Source organism: Thermodesulfobacteriota bacterium (assembly GCA_031082315.1).
In the GTDB taxonomy this organism is placed as follows: Bacteria; Desulfobacterota; QYQD01; order QYQD01; family QYQD01; genus QYQD01.
In genome coordinates, this window is sequence record JAVHLC010000005.1 from 21,575 (window position 1) to 37,823 (window position 16,249).

13 protein-coding genes are annotated in these 16,249 nt (G+C 50.7%); 9 read left to right on the plus strand and 4 right to left on the minus strand.

What is annotated here, in order from left to right:
• Window positions 1-89: 89 nt before the first annotated feature.
• Window positions 90-809, minus strand: a complete 720-nt coding sequence (locus tag RDU59_05910; GenBank protein MDQ7838009.1) for a hydrogenase iron-sulfur subunit — start codon at window positions 807-809, stop codon at window positions 90-92.
• Between the two features lie 414 nt (window positions 810-1,223).
• On the opposite strand from RDU59_05910, the gene RDU59_05915 reads away from it, so the two are divergent.
• Both RDU59_05915 and RDU59_05920 read left to right on the plus strand, forming a co-directional pair.
• Window positions 1,224-2,360, plus strand: a complete 1,137-nt coding sequence (locus RDU59_05915) for a cysteine desulfurase family protein (protein MDQ7838010.1) — start codon at window positions 1,224-1,226, stop codon at window positions 2,358-2,360.
• Window positions 2,361-5,051 (plus strand): UPF0182 family protein, encoded by a 2,691-nt coding sequence (locus RDU59_05920; GenBank protein ID MDQ7838011.1) that lies wholly within the window; start codon window positions 2,361-2,363, stop codon window positions 5,049-5,051.
• Window positions 5,052-5,100: 49 nt separating this feature from the next.
• Here the strand turns inward: RDU59_05920 and RDU59_05925 are convergent, their stop codons facing one another.
• Entirely contained in the window at window positions 5,101-5,499 is a 399-nt protein-coding gene (locus RDU59_05925) for a DUF5658 family protein (GenBank protein ID MDQ7838012.1), read from the minus strand.
• Window positions 5,500-6,375: 876 nt separating this feature from the next.
• Here RDU59_05925 and RDU59_05930 point away from each other — a divergent pair.
• Window positions 6,376-7,593 (plus strand): AAA family ATPase, encoded by a 1,218-nt coding sequence (locus tag RDU59_05930; protein ID MDQ7838013.1) that lies wholly within the window; start codon window positions 6,376-6,378, stop codon window positions 7,591-7,593.
• Here the strand turns inward: RDU59_05930 and RDU59_05935 are convergent.
• Window positions 7,565-8,944, minus strand: a complete 1,380-nt coding sequence (locus tag RDU59_05935; GenBank protein ID MDQ7838014.1) for an FAD-dependent oxidoreductase — start codon at window positions 8,942-8,944, stop codon at window positions 7,565-7,567. The genes RDU59_05930 and RDU59_05935 overlap by 29 nt on opposite strands.
• Window positions 8,945-9,056: 112 nt before the next feature.
• Window positions 9,057-9,611: an archaemetzincin family Zn-dependent metalloprotease gene (locus RDU59_05940; protein ID MDQ7838015.1), complete on the minus strand. Its 555-nt coding sequence runs from the start codon at window positions 9,609-9,611 to the stop codon at window positions 9,057-9,059.
• Window positions 9,612-10,223: 612 nt separating this feature from the next.
• On the opposite strand from RDU59_05940, the gene RDU59_05945 reads away from it, so the two are divergent.
• The 6 genes from RDU59_05945 to RDU59_05970 all read left to right on the plus strand — a co-directional run bounded on the left by RDU59_05945 (window position 10,224) and on the right by RDU59_05970 (window position 16,200).
• A complete protein-coding gene (locus RDU59_05945) occupies window positions 10,224-10,913 on the plus strand; it encodes a Crp/Fnr family transcriptional regulator (GenBank protein MDQ7838016.1) in 690 nt (229 codons plus the stop codon).
• Window positions 10,914-11,167: 254 nt separating this feature from the next.
• A complete protein-coding gene (locus RDU59_05950) occupies window positions 11,168-11,410 on the plus strand; it encodes a hypothetical protein (GenBank protein MDQ7838017.1) in 243 nt (80 codons plus the stop codon).
• 34 nt (window positions 11,411-11,444) lie between these two features.
• On the plus strand, window positions 11,445-12,692 hold the full coding sequence (locus RDU59_05955; GenBank protein MDQ7838018.1) for a multiheme c-type cytochrome: 1,248 nt from the start codon (window positions 11,445-11,447) through the stop codon (window positions 12,690-12,692).
• A 21-nt stretch (window positions 12,693-12,713) separates the two neighbouring features.
• On the plus strand, window positions 12,714-13,901 hold the full coding sequence (locus RDU59_05960) for an FprA family A-type flavoprotein (GenBank protein ID MDQ7838019.1): 1,188 nt from the start codon (window positions 12,714-12,716) through the stop codon (window positions 13,899-13,901).
• A 137-nt stretch (window positions 13,902-14,038) separates the two neighbouring features.
• Window positions 14,039-15,535, plus strand: a complete 1,497-nt coding sequence (locus RDU59_05965) for a PAS domain S-box protein (GenBank protein MDQ7838020.1) — start codon at window positions 14,039-14,041, stop codon at window positions 15,533-15,535.
• Between the two features lie 17 nt (window positions 15,536-15,552).
• A complete protein-coding gene (locus tag RDU59_05970) occupies window positions 15,553-16,200 on the plus strand; it encodes a response regulator transcription factor (GenBank protein ID MDQ7838021.1) in 648 nt (215 codons plus the stop codon).
• Window positions 16,201-16,249: the final 49 nt, after the last annotated feature.

Sequence of the window (16,249 nt, forward strand, 5' to 3'; positions counted from 1 at the left end):
AAAAAACGAAGACAAGCAACACATTAAGCTGAACGCAGATAGCTGAGCGCTGACAGCTCATCCGGAATTTTTGGGTTTCCGGATGAAAACTAAGAAATTTCTTTTTTCAGCACGGCTGGAATTTTAATACGCTGTTCCTTTTCCATGGCCAGTAAGTATTTGGATATATACTCTACCTCAATATCCATCACTTCACTGATGTGCGTGAGGGTTACGGGGTTTTCTTCGATGAGGACGGAGAGCCAATTTTTAATGTATTCGTCCTGACGGGCGGCCCCTGAGGATGGACATAGTCTCTTCTTTCCGGTTTTCCTGGTGTTCACCTGACTCAGCCCGGCGGCAACAAGGCCCCGGATTCTTTTGGTCTCAAGATTGTTTTGTAACGTCCTGAGTTTTTCGCGGGCCACTTTGTTCAGATGTAATGGACCCAGGGATATTATCTTCTCTGTAAATTTTCCGGCCATGTCATGCAGTCCTCTGCCTTTTATAGCCGGGATCCTGTCAAGGCATAATCTGTCTGTTTGTATGTGTGCCGCAGCAAGTAAGGAAGCTATCTCGTGGAATCTTTCAGCGCCGGAGTCAGTCTCTGCCCGGTTGCGGCAGTAATCCGGAGGGCATTCCAATATCAGGACGCCGTCAAAATTGGCCAGAAACGGTTCCAGCAGTATCTCCGGCTCAATCCGGTGTGAGCAGGTCACTTTGACTAAGCGGATATCAACCGGTGCCCGGCCTCTTAAGCGTTTCGTTAAATCCAAGGGATGGCCGGTGCATATAAATGTCAGTATGCGGGGTTCAAAACTGGATGTCACTTGTTGCTCTGCCTTCTCTTTTACTCCATCTTTAAATTGCCATTTCTATGCCAACCCCTGCGCTTATATATAACCAATTGATTATATTATATATTTATTTTCAGTCTGTTTTCCCAAGACATTATTTTTGGGTAAATACTCCGCAGGGTAACGCAAAATGCCCCTTTTCAGGAATGTATCGAGGATGATCGATTCGTAAAAAAGCCTTTTCACCGCTGAGTACGCAGAGCCCACAGAGAAAAACTGCAAACTATTCAATATGTTATCTCAGCGCTCTCGGTGACCTCTGCGGTAAAATTTTACTTTTTACGAGACCATCAAGGATGTCATTTCCCTTGACTCCCGGTGGCAGAGCCAATAGTATGGAAGACGTGCTGGAGTTTTCCGAATTTTCGGTACAATTAGGAAATTGTATTGATCTACCTTGACTACAACGCCACTACCCCGGTTGACTGCGAAGTGGCTGCGGCCATGCTGCCCTTTATAGAAGAGAAATGGGGCAATCCCAGTAGTTCGCACCAAATGGGCCGGGAGGCCCGGGCGGCGGTGGAAACTGCCAGGGGTCAGGTTGCCGGACTCCTTAGGTGCAGGCCGCAGGAAGTGGTTTTTACCAGCGGGGGTACGGAATCCAATAACGCCGTATTGAAAGGCGTAGCTCACGCCCTGCGCAAGAAGGGGAGGCATATCATCACCTCGGGGATTGAGCACCCTTCCATCCTGCAGCCGGCCATTTTTTTGATGGAGAATGGCTGGGAAGTCACCTTTCTTCCCGTAGATAGCTATGGCATGGTTGATCCGGATGATGTCCGCCGGGCGCTACGCAAGGACACCGTCCTGGTCAGTCTCATGCATGCCAACAATGAGACCGGAACTATCCAGCCCGTAGTCGAGATAGGGGCGGTGGCGCGGGGACATGGTATTTACTTCCATAGTGATGCTGCGCAGTCCGTAGGAAAGGTCGAGACTTACGTTGAAGATATGGGCGTAGATTTTCTGACCGTGGCCGGCCACAAGGTCTATGCGCCTAAAGGGATCGGCGCCCTCTATATACGCGAGGGGGCTGCGCTGGAGCCGCTTCTGCATGGCGCGGGTCAGGAGGGCGGCCGCCGTGCCGGTACGGAAAACGTTATCCTGGCGGTGGCCCTGGGTGCGGCCTGCGCGGTTGCCGCCCGGCGGCTGCATGATGAGACAAACCGGCAAAGGAGACTGAGGGATCAACTCTTTGAAAAAATCGCCTCAGAGATTCCGGACGCAGTGCTCAACGGGCATAAGGATAAAAGACTCCCCAATACCCTGAATATCGCCTTCCCCGGCCTGGCGGGCGGGGAAATACTGGACGCTATCCCCGGGCTGTGCGCCTCTACCGGCGCGGCCTGTCATGACCGTTCGGTTACCCTGTCACATGTCCTGGCCGCCATGGGGGTGTCCAAGGAAGTCGGGATGGGGGCTATACGCCTGACGGTGGGCCGATATACAACCGAAGAGGAGATTTACCGGGCCGCTTCCCGGATCGTGGCCGCGGTCAAAAAAACAAAAAGAAGGAGCTATTAAGTGGATAAAACAAGACGTCTTCTTATTATAGCGGCGGCGGTCGCATTCCTGGCCCTGATCTTTGGGCAGACGGCGGCAGCCCTTTATACGGACTGGCTGTGGTTTGATTCCCTCGATCTTTCTCTGCTCTTTACCCGGGTCTTCAATATCCAGGCCCTTTTGGGGCTGGTCTTTGGTCTGGTCTCCGGCCTGCTTTTTTATCTGAACGGGATTTTCGCTCAGCGCTGGGGCGGACCGGCGGTCCTCGGCTCCGGTGAGTATCTACAGTTTTCGGCCATGGATCGCCTGTCAGAGAAGATCCCCTATCTCTTAAAAGGCGCGTCCATTCTGATAGGTGTAGTAATGGCCTTTTATGGGGCGGCCCAGTGGGAGGCTTTTCTCAGTTTCTTTTACGGAGTCCCATTCGGCAAGAGCGACCCGCTTTTTGGACATGATATCGGATTTTATATCTTTAGGTTGCCGTTTATCGAACTCTTGATCGGGTGGCTGTTCAGACTCCTGTTTGTAATGTTTTTAGCTGCCATGGGAATCTTCGCCCTCCGCCTGCAGATTGTGCTGTCGCCGCAAGGCGTCGATTTCCGGCTGCCGGCCAAGAGATATCTGGTCCTGTTTGGCGCGCCGTTTTTTGTTATTATAGCCGGTTATTTTTTTCTGGCACGGTACGACTTGCTCTATGCAAGCCGCGGCGTTGTCTTCGGGGCCGGTTACGCAGATGAAAACGGGCTTCTTCCGGCCTTGAATGTAATGGTCGCGATTTCCCTGGGCACAGCCGGCGCTTTCTTTTATAACTTCTTTCGCTATAATGTTAAGGCCATCTACGGCACGCTGGCCGCTTTTGCCGGCATCTACCTCCTCGGTATCCATATCTACCCCATGGCCCTCCAGCGCCTGGTGGTGTTGCCGAATGAGATAGCCAAGGAAACCCCATACCTCATGCGTGATATAGCGGCTACGCGCGCCGGGTACGGCATTACGAGTGTCGAGGAGCGTGACCTTTCCGCCGCCGCCTCCTTGACGCCGGAAAGCCTGGCCAGAAACGACCTGACCATCAAGAACATACGGCTCTGGGATCACCAGCCTTTGCTTGAGACGTATGGTCAGATCCAGGAGATACGGACCTATTACAAGTTCCTGTCTGTGGATAATGACCGCTACTATATAAACGGCGAATACCGTCAGGTCATGCTTTCGCCGCGGGAGCTTTCCTATGACGATCTTCCCAGCCGGGTGTGGATTAACGAGCACCAGATTTATACCCACGGTTATGGACTGACCCTGGGCGTGGTTAATCAGGTGACCCGGGAGGGGCTGCCGGCGCTCATGATTCAGGATATCCCGCCGGTTTCCAAGACCAATCTCAAGGTGGACAGGCCTGAGATCTACTTCGGAGAGATTGATAACGACTATGTCTTTGTCAATACCAGGCTTAAGGAATTTGATTATCCTTCCGGGGAACAAAATGTATTTGCCCGCTACGAGGGCAGGGACGGGATCACAATAAATTCAGTATTGGACAAGGCATTGTGGGCGTTTCGGTTTAGTTCTTTGAAGATACTTCTTTCTACGGATATAACACCCGGAAGCCGCATTCTGTTTGACCGCGATGTCTATTCGCGGGTAAAAAAACTGGCCCCTTTCCTCCGGATAGATCGCGACCCATATATGGTAATTTCCGGCGGCAGGCTTTATTGGCTTATAGACGGTTATACCTCTTCCGATCTGTATCCCTATTCCAGACGGGTGAAAGGCGGGGATAATTATATACGCAACTCGGTAGTGGCCGTGGTCGATGCTTACAATGGGAATGTGAACTTTTTTATCAAGGATGCCGACGACCCGATAATTCGCACCTATGCCAGGATATTCCCCGGTGTATTCAAGCCTCTTTCCGCCATGGATGCCGATCTTCAGAATCATCTCCGCTATCCGCACTGGCTCTTCCGCACCCAGGCAAACATATATACCACATATCACATGACAGAGCCCCATGCCTTTTACAACAAAGAGGATCTATGGGAAATACCGGGAAGTCTGCGCGCCGAAAATGTCCAGATGGAGCCTTATTATACCATCATGCGTCTTCCGGGCGAGGACAAAGAGGAGTTCATCCTCATGACACCGTTTAATCCCAGTAAGAAAGATAATCTGGCCGCCTGGATGTGTGCCAAATGTGACCCCAAAGAGTATGGAAAGTTAGTAGTTTATCGCTTTCCAAAACAGAAACTCATATACGGACCACGACAAATCGAGTCCAGGATCAATCAGGAGCCGGAGATTTCCCGGCAGCTTTCGCTTTGGGATCAGCGAGGCTCAAACGTTATTCCGGGGACGCTCCTCGTTATCCCCGTCGAGGAATCCCTGATTTATGTACAGCCCATATACCTCAAGGCTGAAACCGGACAGATCCCTGAATTAAAACGTGTTATCGTAGCCTACGAAAACTCGATAGCGATGGAAGAGACGCTGGAGCAATCCTTGGCCAGGGTCTTTGGAACAAGACTTCCTGCGGCAGTCCAGGCGACGGCATCCGCTCCGTCCGCAGCCGAAGGGCGGCCTTCTGATCTCGGGGAGTCGGCCTGGCATCATTTTGAAAATGCCCGGCGATATCTGAAAGAGGAAAACTGGGCCGCATACGGTGAAGAACTAAGGAAATTAGGAGACGTCCTGAAAAGACTCAAGGAGAAGAAATAAAACAGGCATGATAGCTCATGGCTGATGGCTGATAGCTGGAAGCTTACTCTCACGCAAAGCGAAGCAGGAAGACATGATACAGGGTAACTACGCTGTATAAGACAGCAATGCCGGTAATTAACCAGTTGACGCGCAGATGCCTGCTCAGGGCACAGAGCAGGAGCAGGCCTCCGGCGGTCATAAGATATTTGAAGAGGAATGCCTGATACCCGCCCAGTGTAAAGAGATAATACATGACCGGGTTCAATTCTCTTAGTCCAAGCGTGATCATGTGTCTTACGGTAAAGAGATAATCAAGTATTGAGCAGGAGAGGATAAATAACACAGAAAAGGGAAGGCGATATCCCATGGGTATCGTCATCACGGCTGTCCGATCATGCCACAGGCAGATTAGACGAGGCGAACTGTTCCTGTTATACTTAGCGGCAACAGATTCTTTGGTCAACATTTCTCTCTCTCCCAGCTCTATTGCTTAGATTCTCTCATGGAAAGTGGCTGAGTTTTCTTTGCAAGACGCTGCAACGGCGGAAAGGTGAAGGCATGGCAGTAAATACTTGCAGTTAGACTGGTCACAAAACCCACCAGCGGCCTTACCAAAGCAATCAAAATTACCTTCTTTTAATTGCCTTCTGCGAATAACCGGGGTTACAGTTTGTACCTGACAGATATCACACAGCCCGGAGGATGGGCTGTTAGATTGATAAGGAGTAGAACAGGCCACCTCCCATTTTTTACCGCATACAATACATATTACCGGTTTTTTATATTCCACCCCGGTCGAAGATGTTCGCCCCCCGGCGAATGCGGATCTTAGACTGGTATTGTTTCCGTTACCTCTTTGTGGCATGCCCTTTCCCTCCTTGCTATGGGCGAGCATATTTCATGCCATCACTCCGTTGTCTGTAATCTATTGTTTTAATTGGTCTTTGTTAGTAGCGCGGCGTTCTGTGTGTAATATTTTACCCTTTCAAGGGAAAATATTTTCCACAATGTGGTATTCTATTACCCACCGTCCCGTTCGCCTCTGGCGCACGCGGCCCGCCGAAGGCGGACCGTGGCCAGAAGGCACTCCTATAGATGAGTCAGTAGCCTCCCTCAGAAACAGCCTACTTTTTGTCTAACATGAAAAAAAGGATATTATCGGGTTGGAAAATTATAAAAGTTACGATAGCCGTTGTCACACATTTCAATTAATTACCTTTCTATTTAAAGTTAGTTGTTTTTCCTGCCGATTCTTATAAATAAGCGTTCAGCTATCAAATGCACCATAAACCTTTCCCTGCTGACCGCTGAATGCTTATCAGCTCAAAACGAGAGGGATCCAATGGAGACTGGCGAGATTTGTGTATCTGCCGGGGCCAGGCCATTAACTACAGGCCTGGCGGCTATGGGTATTGAAAATGAGGCAGTGAGACAGCTTAACGGCGTCTTTGCCCGGAATTTTATATGCATGCCGTTAAAAGTCGTAGATGAAAAACTTCAGGTGGCCGTGGCTGACTCCGACGATTATGAAACCCTGGAGGCCGTTAAATCTTATACTGGTAAGGACGTGATACCGGTAACCGTGCCTGCTGCTGAGATATTAACGGCGATTGATACATTTTACGGAGACCTGGAATATAATGATGCCGAGGCAGGCCGACTGGAGGACATCCGGCCCACCCATAAGACCTTTGCGGTTATTTCGAATAAGGGAGGGGTGGGCAAGACGCACGTCTCCATTAACCTGAGTTGTGCCCTGTCTAAACTGGGTAAACACATCCTCCTTATCGACGGCGATCTGGCCAATGCCGATGTTTCCAACAAGCTGGGGATATTCCCTTCATGTACCCTCCAGCATTTTTTCAGCCATGCGAAAAAGATAGAGGAGATTATTTACCGGACTGCTTACGGTTTTGAACTAATAGGAGGGGTCTCCGGAGAGTACAAGCTGGCCAATCTCAATTATGCCCAGCGGCATAAGTTTATTAAACATTTTTTGGCCACAAGCAAGTATTATGATATGACCATATTTGATCTTGGGGCGGGTATCAGCTATGCGGTGCTCGACTTTGCCCTGGCGATGGACGAGATAATCATTGTAACTACGCCTCAGGATATAATCAGCGGATATGCGTGTGTAAAAGCCGCTTTCCAGCGTTTTATGGAAATCGAGAACAAACTCAGACGTAATAAGAAATATGAGGCCAAAGATTGTTTTGCGCCCTACATAGCGGTCAATCAGACGAGGAATCCCCGGCAGGGCAGGATGGTTTTTGAAAATATCGTAAAAACCGCGGACGAGAACATAAATTCCGATGAGACAGAGTTTGTTTTAAGGCCGAACTATATGGGCTCCCTGCCTTATGAGTCTGAGGTTATTAACAAGGCCGAGCTGAAGAAAAGGCCGCTTTTTACCGAATTTTCTCAATCGGGCTTTTCCCGTTCTATTGAATCCCTGTCCAAGGTCTTGCTTGACCCATCAACCGGACCGGAGGAAGAGACAGAGCCTGCCGGTAAGCTGTGGCGTATCTCTAAGATATTAGGTTTGAATTTTTTCTAGGCTGAACTTTGCGCCGTTTGATAATGGCCCGGGCGGCCACCAGACCGCTCACCGAAGCCTGTATAAGCCCGCGTGTAATGCCTGACCCATCTCCTGTGATGAAGAGATTTTTGGCCTCTGATTCCAGTTCGGTATTCAAACGAATGCGGTGTGAGTAAAACTTAACCTCCACTCCGTAGAGGAGTGTGTGCCGGGAATATACACCGGGCACAATCCTTTCCAGGGCCTCCAGCATTTCCATGATATTTTTAAGGTGGCGGTAAGGGAAAACAAAGCTGAGGTCGCCGGGTGTGGCCTCGGGCAGAGTCGGACGGGTGATACATCGGGAAATTCTTTTTTCGGTGGTGCGCCGCCCGGCCAGCAGATCGCCCAGGCGTTGGACTATTACCCCGCTGCCCAACAGATTGGCCAGGGAAACGATGGCCCGGCCATAGCCTATAGGATCATCAAAAGGCTCGGTAAAGCGACTGCTCACCAGAAGCGCAAAATTTGTGTTTTCCGAGCGTTTTTCCGCGTAACTATGGCCGTTTACGGAGATGAGGCCATCGACGGCCTCGCTGACCACCTCGCCATAGGGATTCATGCAGAACGTTCGAATCCGGTCGTCAAAGGTCTGTGAATAGTAGATAAGCTTGGCCTCATAAACCACATCTGTCAGCTTTTGCATCACTACCGCGGGCACTTCTACCCGGACGCCGAGGTCCACCGGATTGGGCGTGGCCGTAAGACCCAGACGGGCCGCTTCTTTTTTCATCCAGCTAGCCCCTACCCGGCCCGGAGCGGCAATCACATATTCTCCCCGCAAGACCTCCCCGGAAGGTAATCGCACTCCCTTTGTCTGGCCTGATTCCACCACAATCTGATCCACTTTTGTCTCTGTCCGGATATCGATTTTGTCCTGTAGATATTCCCGGATGTTGGTCAGGACCCTTACGCAGTTCTCCGTACCCAGATGTCTTATGGGTGAATAGATAAACTCCATCTGGGCCAGCTTGGCCTGTATTTCCAGGTTATCCAGGACCTCCCGTGGCGGGCTGTAGGTTTTGGCAGGGGCGCCGAAGGAAAGGAATATATCATCGGCCTGCTGCAGGAGGCTTTTTACTTCTTTCCGGGGTATAATCTCACCCAGAAATCCTCCTACATCCGGGGAAAGGGTGAGTTTGCCGTCACTGAAGGCCCCGGCGCCTCCCCATCCGCAGAGGAGGTCTTTACCGGAGCGATCTGTCCTCTCGTAAATGTCTTTGCCCTGTTCAATAAGCAGTATGGGGCCGATTCCGGCTTTAGTCAATTCCAGACAGCTAAAAAGACCGGACGGTCCGGCGCCTATAACGATTACTTTATATTTCTTCATATCATCTCGCCTCATCAATAACAGTTCAAACTGCTTAACCTGTTCAAACGGTTCAAGTCGTCTTTCCTCAGTGTACTCTGTGGTTTCTTTTTCATAGAGTTTTTGACATTGCCTATTTTGGTTTTTCCGTCTGTTTTATCATTTCTCTACACTTCGCACAGGGTTCTTCACTTTTCCTGTCCGTATCCTGGAGGCTATTTGAAAAATGCATGACGCAGCGTGTGTCCGGACAATGGGATAGCCCATAGAGATGTCCTACCTCATGCACCGCCTCCTTGATTGCCCGCGTGGTGAGCAGAGCCGGATCCGCCGGCAGTTGATAAAACTCCTGCCTGAGGCGGGCAATGGAGATTACGGCTATATCCGTAAGCAGACCGGCCAGGCCAAAGACAAAATTCAGAGAAGGCGCATAGAGGTCAAAGTCGGCCACGGCCAGCACCTTTCCGGATTTCTTTTCTCTTTCAAGAGACTGGACAAGTAGTTCGGCGCTGTATTGGCGCCGTCGGGGATTATAAGCCGTGTCCGGGATAGGTATGGGTTCCTTTTCTATGATGACCCTTGCATTAAATATCCCGGCAAGCCGATGGGCTATTTTTTCTAATAGCCACGCATCGGGTTCTCTACCTATCGACGATGAAATCGGCTGGATGTAAATGTGCCCGGTCATATTTCCTTATACTGTTTGCAGCCGCCCGTTTTCGGCACAACCTGCGTTTGGAGACGTTAGCTCCCACCGGCCTTTATCATTTGCGGGAAGTTCGCCTGAAGGTAATATGGATTTGCTTGACACTGCTTTCGATCTCCTTATAGCTTACTTTATCACAGAAATAGTAGTAAGTACAAAAATGATATGGGATTTTATCTGTTGGCCGCCCAGCTTTTACAAAATATTTGACAATATCATTGTATATAGCGAAAATTTAATAAAGAAAAAACGTGAACTTAACGTGCAACTCCGTTTGATACTTTAACCCGCTCTTTTCATGGTGGCTCATCGTGAAAGAGTGTGGGTAATTTTCTCTTAAAATAAGGCGTGCTTCTTATCATCCCCCCTTTAGTAAAGGGGGGCGAGGGGGGATTTGAAAACGCCTGGTAGTAACTATGCTTTCGTATAATAAGAGCCTAAAACAATTATGATTTATAAAATTTCCCCTAAAGCCCCTCTTTTCCAAAGAGGGGAATAGAGAAGAGTAACAAATTACCCACTCGATTACGCGAAGACCCTTCATGTTAAAATCGACGTGGTCCTTTAGAAAGAGCTCATGTCAGGAGACAATTCATGGGTGAATCGGCATTGGAAAGCGCGCTGAGTAGATGCCCGCTTTTTGCCGGACTGGGCGATAAAGACTCGCGGGAGGTGTCTTCCATATCCGTCAGGCAGCGGTATAAGAAAAGAGGGCTTATTTTTTCAGAAGGAGATGTGGCAAAGGGATTTTATGTAATCCTGTCTGGTAAGGTAAGGATATTTAAAACATCTCCGGAGGGCAAGGAGCAGATCATCCATTTTTTCTCTACGGGTGACATGTTTGCCGAGGTAGCCCTATTCCACGGGACTACCTATCCGGCCTCAGCCGAGGCCTTAACAGATACGGAGATCCTTTTTTTCCCTAAACAGAGATTTTTGCGGCTAATTCAGGAGCAGCCTCAACTCAGTCTGAACATGATGGCTAATCTAGCCAGGATGCTCAGGTATTTCACTAAGTTGGTAGAAGAACTCTCTTTGATGAATGTTTCCTCCAGACTGGCTGCTTATTTGCTAAACACAGCAGACAGATACAAAGGGGATAAGTTTGTTTTGGAGATAAGTAAAAACCAACTGGCCTCAAGATTGGGCACCGTAAGCGAAACTCTTTCCAGGAGCTTTAGAAAATTGAAGGAGCAAGCCATCATAGAGATAGAACAGGACACCATTTGCATCCTCAATCGGCAGGCGTTAGAGGATATATCGACCGGCCTAACCCCTATGTAAGCCTTTTGACTTAAGTCAAGGTTATTTGCCTCCTTAGTGCTTATATTACAGGTGAAGAAAAAATAAGGAGGAGACAAGATGACCATGCAAAAATCAGAAGGGTCAACATGCCAGGCCTGTCCCCTAGGGAAAGTGATGGGTCAGAAAGGATGCCCCGGCACAAAATTGAAAATGAAGCTGCTGGCCTGGTTAAAAAAACATGCGCCTAAAAAATGAAGCGAAATGGCATTTGAACTATTCAAGGAGGACAAATTATGTCCAGATGCCCCGGCCAGGATACCATGTACTGGAAGCCCGAAGATATCTTCGAGGTAACTTGTCCCGTGTGCAGCACGCCCGTGGAATTTTTCAAGGACGACAGTTCGCGCAAGTGCCTTGTCTGCGGTCTCAGATTCAGGAATCCCCGTCTCGACCCGGGCTGTGCCGGGTGGTGTCCTCACGCCGAGCAATGCCGGACCGGAGACAAGGTGCATTTAGTAGAGGCGGAGAGCCTTTAAAAAATTTTTTAAGACAAAATGATGGAGGTGCATTATGGTGTACAGAGTTAGCCTTATGTTATTCGTGGCCCTGCTCTTTTCTCTCAGCGCTTCAGCGCAGGAATGCGCGGACTGCCACCGGAAAGTCACGGCCCATATCGTCTCTGATTGGCAGGCCAGCAAGCATAGCGAGAACGGCATCGACTGCCCGGCCTGTCATGGCGGCCAACACAAATCGACTCAGGATGTGGCAAAGGCCCGAATCCCAACTCCGGAGACCTGCGGTAACTGCCATGAAGACCGCGTTCAGCAGTTCAAAAAAGGGAAACATGCCATGGCCTGGGCGGCGATGAAGGCCATGCCCACCGCTCACTGGCAGCCCATGGCCCTGACAGAAGGGCTGAAGGGTTGCGGCGGGTGTCACAAGATCGGTTTGAAGACGGAACAGGAGATAAAGGATTTAGGAAAGGAGGGGGCCGCATTTGGCGTGGCTTCCTGTGACGCGTGCCATACCCGTCACACCTTCTCGGTTCAGGAGGCAAGACAGCCACAGGCATGCCAGACCTGCCACATGGGCTTTGATCACCCTCAATGGGAGATGTATTCGTCTTCCAAGCATGGGGTCAGGTACTTGTTAAGACAGAACAAGACACTTCCCGAGACTACTGCGGCGCCGACCTGCCAGACCTGTCATATGCAGGAAGGCAACCATGCGGTCCGAACCGCCTGGGGATTTCTGGCAGTGAGGCTTCCCTTACCGGAAGATAAACAGTGGGCTGACGACCGGGTTACCATTCTTCAGGCCTTGGGTGTACTTGACCCTATGGGGAAACCAACTCCGCGGCTGGATGTGGTGAAGGCGGCAGATGTGGCCAGGCTCACGCCGGAAGATTGGCAGAAAGAGCGCGACAAGATGATCAAAACCTGTAATCAGTGCCACTCTGCCAATTTTGCCGGGAGGGAGATGGAGAAAGGCGACCGTATGATTAAGGAGGCGGATCATCTCCTGGCCGAGGCCATCCGCACGGTGGCTGCCTTATACAAGGATGGAATTCTTCCTAAACCGAAAAACTATGCCTATGCCTTCCCGGACTTACTGACCTTCCACGATGCTCCCACGGTCATTGAACAGAAACTCTTTGTGATGTTTCTAAAACATCGGATGAGGACATTTCAGGGCACATTCCACGCCAATCCTGATTATGCACTCTGGTACGGCTGGAGTGAGATGCAGCGGGACCTCGCAGAGATCAAGGAGATGGCTGACGAGTTCCGGAAATGTTGCCGGAGCCGTAAGAAATAATGAGATTGTGAGGTGATGGCTATGAAAACATACAACGTACCCGAAATCTCTGAAGGAATATATTGGGTGGGGATAAAGGACTGGAACCGCAGAATCTTTGACGCCCTGATTCCACTTCCCCAGGGGACAACGTACAACGCTTATCTGGTGCGGGGAAAAGAAAAAACGGCGCTCATCGACACGGTGAATCCCGGATTCGAGAGGGAGCTGGAAGAAAAGATCGCGCAAGTGATAGGTGAAGCCCCGCTAGATTACATTATAATGAACCATGCCGAACCGGATCATGCCGGCGCCATCCCTGTCATGATGGAGTTATATAAAGGGGCGCAGCTTATTACCACAGAAAAGGGCGCAAAAATGGCGCAGATCTACTATAACGTGCCGGCAGAAAGGATAAGGGCGGTTAAAGACGGGGATACGATTGAACTCGGCGGCAAGACCCTGAAATTTATCGAGGCGCCTTTTTTACACTGGCCGGAGACCATGTTTACATATCTTGCCGAGGATAAGATTCTTTTCTCCTGTGACTTTTTTGGGGCGCATACCGCCTTTGGGCTGTATGACAACGAAGTTGAAGACATACTGCCATTGGCCAAGAGATATTTCGGGGAGATCATGATGCCCTTCAGAAAGATGGGTCAAAAGGCCTTGGAAAAGATACAGGATTTAGAGATCAAGGTCATTGCCCCCAGCCACGGCCCTGTTTATAAAAACCCGGAAAAGATACTGGAGGTTTACCGTAAATGGACGGCCGGAGAGACGAGGGAAAAGGCGATTGTGGTTTATGTCAGCATGTGGAAATCTACCGAGGCGATGATAAAAACCATGGTGGAGACGCTCTTGGCCGAGGGTATTGAGGTGAGCCTGTATAACGTTGTCAATTCGGATATCGGAGATATAGCCGGAGACCTGGTCGATGCGCGCGCCATTGTACTCGGCACACCGACCGTACTGGGCGGAATGCATCCGGTGGCTGCGCACGCCGCAAATCTGGCAAAGGCATTGCGGCCGCCGTTGAAATACGGGGTTGTCCTAAGCTCTTACGGCTGGGGCGGGGGAGCGCGCAGACAGGCCCTGGAAGTATTAGGGCCGACAAAGATAGAGGTAATCGACACCCTTGAGGTAAACGGCCCTCCGTCAGATGAGGATCATAAAAAGATAGGTGAGATAGGAAGGCAACTCTCCCGTAAAATTAAGGAAAATGGATAGGTGATACAAAGGCCGGATACAAGTTCAGGTCGCAGCGCTCAACCGGCCACGGACGGCTAAACTGCCCCCCGGTTTACTATCTTAGGAGGCTTATTCTGAGAGACAGTTGCAAGGCAAAGGGCCAACTCATAGATGAGGTGGCACAACTGGGCAAAAAAGTTGCTGAATGGGAGGCACCGGAGGACAGGACCGGGCGGGCGGAGAGGATATCAGGGACGAATGAGGAGATATTGGCGGGGATTATTGTCTCGATAACAGACCACATGAGCATGATCGATGAAAACCACAACATTGTATGGGCAAACGAGGTCGCCAGGGAATTGTTCGGGCCGGATCTGGTCGGCAAGAAGTGTTACAGGGCCTACCATGGGTATGATAATCCCTGTGAACCGTGCGTGGCGCGAAGGTGTTTTGAGGATGGAAAGGTTCACGACCAGGAAACGGAGGTTATCAGGGCCGATGGGAGGCAGATGGTATTCTGGTGCGTGGCCGGTGTGGCGGCCCGGCACGAAGACGGCCGGCCCAGGTTAGTGGTGGAAATCTCCCGGAATATTACCGTCCGAAAGCAGGCAGAGAAGGCGCTGCGGGAAAGCGAGGCGCGCTACCGTGCGGTCGTTGAGGATCAGACTGAATTTATCTGCCGGTTCCTGCCGGATGGGACCCTTACCTTTGTCAATGAGGCTTACTGCCGGTATTTCGGCAAAAGGCGTGAGGAATTAATCGGCCACGATTTTTTGTTGCTCATTCCCGAAGAGGACCGGGAAGGCGTCAAAAATCAAATTTCGTCTCTATCCCCGAAAAATCCCGTTGCCATGTACGAGCATCGTGTTATTGTACCGGACGGCATCCATTGGCAGCAGTGGAATGACCGCGCCATATTGGACGAACAGGGGCGCATTGTTGAGTTTCAGTCGGTGGGACGCGATATTACCGAACGCATGGAAGCGGAACAGCGGATTCGCGATTACCAGAAGCAGCTCGAGTCGTTAGCCATGGAATTATCGTTGGCCGAGGAGCGGGAGAGGCGGCGTATTGCCACGGATATACACGATGATATAGGCCAGGCCCTGATCACTGCCAAACTTAAGCTGGAGATGCTGCAACAATCGGTCTCTTCCACCAGAACTGCGGCCCGGTTGAACGAAATTACCGCCCTTCTCCATCAGGTGATTGAACGTGTGCGGTCGTTGACATTTGAACTCAGCCCCCCCATCCTTTATTATTCGGGTTTTGAGGATGCGGTAGAGTGGCTTTGCGAGCGCATGCAACAGGAGCATGGCGTCCGGTTCGAATTTACGGGTGACGGACAGCATATACCGATGAACGAGGACGCCCGTATCCTCCTCTTTAAGGTGGTGCGGGAACTGCTGACAAATATCGCCAGACATGCGCAGGCGCAAAAGGCCCGGGTTTCCATCACAAGGGACGGCGATAATGTCCAAATCCACGTTCACGACAACGGCATCGGCTTTGATGCCTCCCACGTCAACTCCTATCCGGCCGGAACTCCCGGTTTCGGCCTCTTCAGCATTCGTGAGCGGCTGAGACATCTGGGGGGACATTTGGAAATCAATTCCACGACCGGTAAGGGAACACGGGTTACCGTAATAGTCCCGGCAACATGCCGGAAGTGAGCTGAAAGGCAAATAGATTGAGTATAAAGATTCTCCTGGTTGATGACCATACTATCGTACGCGAAGGTATTCGCGCCTTACTTGAGAAACAGCCCGATATGGAGGTGCTCGGCGAGGCGGAAGACGGGAGGATAGCCGTGCGTCTGGCCCGGGAACTGCGGCCGGACGTGATCCTTATGGATGTAGCCATGCCTGGTCTGAACGGCATAGAGGCCACCCGTCAGGTCACCGGCGAGGTTGCCGGCGTCAAGGTACTGGCCTTGTCGATATATTCGGACCGGCGGTTCGTGCTCGATATCCTCAAGGCAGGGGCTTCGGGTTATCTATTAAAAGACTGTGCCTTCGCCGAATTGGTCCGCGCCGTTAGATGCGTGACAGACAACCAGACCTACCTGTCCCCTACCATAGCCCATATCGTGGTCAAGGACTATCTGCATAAGATGGCTGAAGTGCAATCTTCGATTTTTTCCGCTCTGACCAACCGGGAGCGCGAGGTGGCACAGCTTATGGCAGAGGGTAAATCTACAAAGCAAATCGCCACCGCCCTGCACGTGAGCACAAAGACGGTCGAGACCCATCGCCAGCAGATCATGAAAAAGTTAAAAATCCACAGCATAGCCGAACTGGTCAGGCTTGCCATCCGCGAAGGCCTGATTCTTATCTAAACCGGGACCGTCATTTATACCTTATCCACCTCCTAACCTTGACTTGACG